This window comes from Terrabacter sp. P5_B1 (genome assembly GCF_056400505.1).
Map to the genome: position 1 here is coordinate 1 of NZ_JBFULD010000395.1, position 3,426 is coordinate 3,426.

Sequence of the window (3,426 nt, forward strand, 5' to 3'; positions counted from 1 at the left end):
CGTGCTGCGTGAGCGCCGGCGCGAACGGCAGCAGGAGCAGGCCCAGGAGCCCGCCGCCGAAGATGCACCCACCGAGGCGCCCACCGAGGCGACCGACGAGGACTGACCGGTCCCTGTGAAGCTGAGGGCTCCGCTGCGCTCCTCAGCGCTCCTCAGCGCACGACGAGACCGAAGAGCCCGGCGTCCCGCAGCGGCGCGCAGCTGGCCGCGGCGATGCTCGTCTGGGCACCGGCGAGGCACTCCTCGTAGGCGCTGACCGTGTCGTAGAACGCGACCTGCATCGCCAGGGTAGACAGCAGCATCCCGGCGATGACGAGCGTGACGACCGGCCAGATCTTCTCCCTGCCCGTGCGCGGCGACAGGAAGCGGAGCAGGCGCACCGTGAGCACGACGGCGAGCACGAGCGGCACGAAGGCCACGAAGCGCTTGGGCAGCGGGAGGTACATCGCGGTGAGGCCGAGTAGCACGAGCAGCGCGACGGGGAGGGTGCGCTTGGCCTTCTCTCGGGCGAAGACGGTCTCGTCCTGCAGGTCGGGGTCGGTCACGCGCCCATCCTCGTCCATGGCACCGACCGGCCCCGCATCACCCCGACCGATACACTCCGCGGCGTGACGAGCGAAGCCCCAGCCAGCGTCCCGGTGGACGTCGTCGTCCTCGTCTCGGGATCCGGCACGCTGCTGCAGGCGCTCATCGAGGCTTCGGCCGATCCCGGCTACGGGGTGCGCATCGCCGCGGTCGGTGCCGACCGCCCGTGCCTCGGTCTCGAGCGCGCCGAGCAGGCCGGCATACCGACGTTCACCGTGGCTCCGAAAGAGCACTCCGACCGGGGCGCGTGGGACGCCGCGCTGGCCGAGCGGGTGGCTGCCGCGTCGCCGCGCTTCGTCGTGACGGCCGGCTTCATGCGGATCCTCGGCCCGGCGACGCTCGGCGTGGCCCCGGTCGTCAACACCCATCCGGCCCTGCTGCCGAGCTTCCCCGGCGCCCACGGGGTGCGCGACGCCCTCGCCTACGGCGTCAAGGTGACCGGCACGACGTGCCACGTCGTCGACGCCGGCGTCGACACCGGGCCGATCATCGAGCAGCGTGTCGTCGCCGTCGAGGACGACGACACGGAGGAGAGCCTGCACGAGCGCATCAAGGTCCAGGAGCGGGAGCTGCTCGTCGACGTCGTGAGCCGCTTGGCCCGCGAAGGCTTCGCCGTCGACGGCCGACGCGTCCGCATCGGCTGATCTAAGGAGCCGTCCCTCGCTCAGTGCGACGAACTGCCCTCTCGATCGACGGTAGGCTGGTCGCACACGACTGGCGCGGGTGGGACACCACCGGGGAGTGACGTCGGGAGCATCGACCGCCTGGGTGCCTCGCGAGAACGGAAGCCACCGGGTCCGACCGACCCGGGGCGCGCCGCGACCGATGTCACCGAACCAGGAGTGCACCCATGACCGCCGCCCCGTCCGCCGTGCCGTCCACCGAGAGCGACGGCCGCCGCCCGATCAGGCGGGCTCTCGTCTCCGTCTACGACAAGTCCGGCCTCGAGGACCTCGCACGCGCTCTCGACGCCGCGGGGGTCTCGATCGTCTCGACCGGGTCGACCGCGAAGACCATCGCCGGGCTCGGCATCGACGTGACGCCGGTCGAGGAGCTCACCGGCTTCCCAGAGTGCCTCGAGGGTCGTGTCAAGACGCTGCACCCCAAGGTGCACGCCGGCATCCTCGCCGACACCCGCAAGGACGACCACGTCCAGCAGCTCGCCGACCTCGGGGTCGAGCCGTTCGAGCTCGTCGTGGTCAATCTCTACCCGTTCCGCGAGACCGTCGCCTCCGGCGCGACGCCCGACGAGTGCATCGAGCAGATCGACATCGGCGGCCCGTCGATGGTGCGGGCCGCAGCCAAGAACCACCCCAGCGTCGCGATCGTGACGAGTCCCACGGCATACGCCCAGGTCGTCGACGCGCTCGGGAACGGCGGCTTCACGCTGGCCCAGCGGCAGCGGCTCGCAGCCGAGGCCTTCGTGCACACCGCGTCCTACGACGTCGCGGTGGCGAGCTGGATGGGCAACGCGTACGCCGACACGACCGACGGCACCGGCTTCCCGGCGTGGACGGGCGCAAGCTTCGACCGGGCCGCGGCGCTGCGCTACGGGGAGAACCCGCACCAGCAGGCGGCGCTCTACCGCCACTGGCGCCCGGGCGTCGCCAGCGCGGAGCAGCTGCACGGCAAGGAGATGTCCTACAACAACTACGTCGACACCRACGCCGCCGTGCGCGCCGCGCACGACCACGGCGACCAGCCGACCGTCGCGATCATCAAGCACGCCAACCCGTGCGGCATCGCGGTCGGCGAGACGATCGAGCAGGCCTACGAGCGGGCCCACGCGACCGACCCGGTCTCGGCCTACGGCGGCATCATCGCCTCGAACCGCACGGTCACGGCGGCCATGGCGACGGCGGCCAAGCCGGTCTTCACCGAGGTCATCATCGCGCCCGACTACGAGCCCGAGGCCCTCGAGATCCTCACCGCCAAGAAGAACCTCCGCATCCTGCGCTTGCCCGCCGGYATGGCCGAGGCGGCCGACCCGATCGAGACGCGCGCGGTCAGTGGCGGCCTGCTCGTGCAGACCGTCGACAAGGTGGACGCCGTCGTGCGCGGCGAGGGCGGTGACGTCACGGGTGGCGACGACGCCGCGAACTGGCGCCTCGTCGCCGGTGAGTCAGCGGACGACGCGACCCTTGCCGACCTGCAGTTCGCGTGGCGCGCGATCCGCGCCGTGAAGTCCAACGCGATCCTGCTGGCCAAGGACGGCGCCGCGGTCGGCGTCGGCATGGGCCAGGTCAACCGCGTCGACTCCTGCTACCTCGCGGTGCGGCGTGCGGGTGAGGAGCGGGCCCTCGACTCCGTCGCCGCGTCCGACGCGTTCTTCCCCTTCGCCGACGGGCTGCAGATCCTGCTCGACGCGGGGGTGCGCGCCGTCGTCGCGCCCGGCGGCTCGATCCGCGACGAGGAGATCATCGAGGCGGCCAAGGACGCCGGCGTGACGATGTACTTCACCGGCACCCGCCACTTCGCCCACTGAGGGCCACTCCACACCCCGCCTCACCCCGACGACGGTCCGGCTTCCCGCGTCGACTGCCCACTTTCCGGCGTCGGGAAGTTGGCACTCGACTTCGTGTGGGACCTAGGTGTACTCGGCCTGGACGTTGGTGACAGGTAGGCGTTGACGATGAGGAGAACCTCCGGGTGAGGTGAGGAGTGTCTACGTCCCGCACCGCCCGGAGGTTCTCGTGTCCCACGCTAACGCCCGTCTCAACGTCCATGGCCGTCGTCTGCTGGTGGATCGGGTCCGCCGCCAGGGCTGGGCGGTGGCTCATGCCGCGAAGGCCATGGGCATCTCGCGGCAGTGCGCGCACCGCTGGGTCGCACGCTACGACG

The 3,426-nt window shown here is 71.5% G+C and carries 4 protein-coding genes and 1 riboswitch; of the genes, 3 read left to right on the forward strand and 1 reads right to left on the reverse strand.

The genetic code is table 11. The annotated features are described in order from the left end of the window. Positions 1-152: 152 nt before the first annotated feature. Positions 153-545: a hypothetical protein gene (locus AC1DP0_RS19800; RefSeq protein WP_478087889.1), complete on the reverse strand. Its 393-nt coding sequence runs from the start codon at positions 543-545 to the stop codon at positions 153-155. A 63-nt stretch (positions 546-608) separates the two neighbouring features. Between AC1DP0_RS19800 and purN the strand changes: the two genes are divergently transcribed. From purN to AC1DP0_RS19815, 3 genes are all read left to right on the forward strand, one after another. Continuing rightward, entirely contained in the window at positions 609-1,229 is a 621-nt protein-coding gene (purN, locus tag AC1DP0_RS19805) for a phosphoribosylglycinamide formyltransferase (RefSeq protein WP_478087891.1), read from the forward strand. A 56-nt stretch (positions 1,230-1,285) separates the two neighbouring features. Continuing rightward, a riboswitch (ZMP/ZTP riboswitch) is annotated at positions 1,286-1,362 on the forward strand. A 73-nt stretch (positions 1,363-1,435) separates the two neighbouring features. Further along, a complete protein-coding gene (purH, locus tag AC1DP0_RS19810; RefSeq protein WP_478087893.1) occupies positions 1,436-3,070 on the forward strand; it encodes a bifunctional phosphoribosylaminoimidazolecarboxamide formyltransferase/IMP cyclohydrolase in 1,635 nt (544 codons plus the stop codon). A gap of 208 nt (positions 3,071-3,278) precedes the next feature. Further along, positions 3,279-3,426, forward strand: a 148-nt coding sequence (locus AC1DP0_RS19815) for a leucine zipper domain-containing protein (RefSeq protein ID WP_478083449.1), incomplete at its 3' end; no start/stop codon positions are given.